1 protein-coding gene and 2 pseudogenes are annotated in these 1,149 nt (G+C 34.3%); all 3 read left to right on the top strand.

The genetic code is table 11. From position 1 onward, the window contains the following. Positions 1-78, top strand: a pseudogene (locus ACFILN_RS04590) (TrwH protein); the annotation flags it as partial. Beyond that, positions 75-164 (top strand): annotated as a pseudogene (locus ACFILN_RS04585) (TrwG protein); the annotation flags it as partial. The pseudogenes ACFILN_RS04590 and ACFILN_RS04585, both read left to right, overlap by 4 nt. Positions 165-230: 66 nt before the next feature. Beyond that, entirely contained in the window at positions 231-1,133 is a 903-nt protein-coding gene (locus ACFILN_RS04580; RefSeq protein ID WP_375657572.1) for a type IV secretion system protein, read from the top strand. The last annotated feature ends 16 nt before the right edge of the window (positions 1,134-1,149 follow it).

Raw genomic sequence — 1,149 nt, 5'->3', positions numbered from 1 at the left:
CTAAAACAGCCAAATGATAGGAACCGGGTGCCTATTAATAAAACAATCCCTGCCGAAATCAAGCGAGCAAACAGATGAAAACAAAACAAGCAAAACCAGTGAAAGCCGAACAACTTAGAAGTTATTATGAAGAAAGCCGTGGCTTAGAACGTGATCTTATCAACTGATTTATGAAGTTAATAATGTAATGGTCAGTCTTCTAAATATGTGAAAATTAAAAGGAATAAAATATGCAAAAGCTGATTATTATCATAGCAATTAGTGCGTTTCTTGGAACAACAAACTTAGTAAGAAGTAACACTCTTACTAAGCAAGGAGGAGGTCATAGCCGTTTTGCAGTTCCTAGTCTGGGGTCAGGAGGGCTCGATTCAAGCACCAATTATAAACCAAAAATACCACCAAGTTACATTCCACCACATAATCCCCCCAATGTTACAATCAGTCCTTCTACTTTTGGAAAGGAAATAAATCCCGCACCTTCTCAACCTAGTGGCTCTAAGCCATCTAAACCAACTTTTGTGTCTGCTTCACCAGCAGAATATCTGGAGCTTATTAATCTATTAAAAAAAGAGGAAATTATTGAGCTCTTAAAAAAACAGCTTGCGTTGAAAAAAGAACAAAATTCACAAATAGAAAAAACCTATCAAGCTATAACAAAGAGTCAGAAAACTGGATTTAAAACAATAGACTTTTCTAGTTTTTTTCTCAAAGAACCAGAATTGCTCTATAAGAGTGATAAGCTTTCAAGAGAATCATATCAAAAGGTATTAGAGGACGAAAAAAAAATTTCTGGGTCTTTTAATCAAATGGGCAAAGCTATTTCGGAACGCTTAAAATTTGCATCGATACTAGATAAAGCTGTAAGTTTAGAAACTTTTGAAATCGCAGAAAATCGTTTTCAATACCTCAAAAATCTATTAGATGAAGTTAAAACAAAAGAAAACCTGAAAGATATTGCAGATCTTCAAGCACATATAGATGGTTCATTAGCCATGATCCGAAATGAATTTATAAAGATGGAAATGGTAGCGTATTTACGTGACGCTGAGCAATCACTTATCAAAAATAAAAGACGCGAACTTGATATGAAAATTTTTGACAATGAAAAAAAAGAGATGCCTATCATACGGTGAAAACAAAAGCCACTGT

It is taken from the genome of Bartonella sp. CL434QHHD, from assembly GCF_042195145.1.
In the GTDB taxonomy this organism is placed as follows: domain Bacteria; phylum Pseudomonadota; class Alphaproteobacteria; order Rhizobiales; family Rhizobiaceae; genus Bartonella.
This window is presented reverse-complemented; position numbering and strand designations above follow the sequence as displayed.

Bases quoted from the DNA above. Each gene is read 5' to 3' on its own strand.
- ACFILN_RS04580 (WP_375657572.1), top strand. From the start codon at position 231: ATGCAAAAGCTGATTATTATCATAGCAATTAGTGCGTTTCTTGGAACA.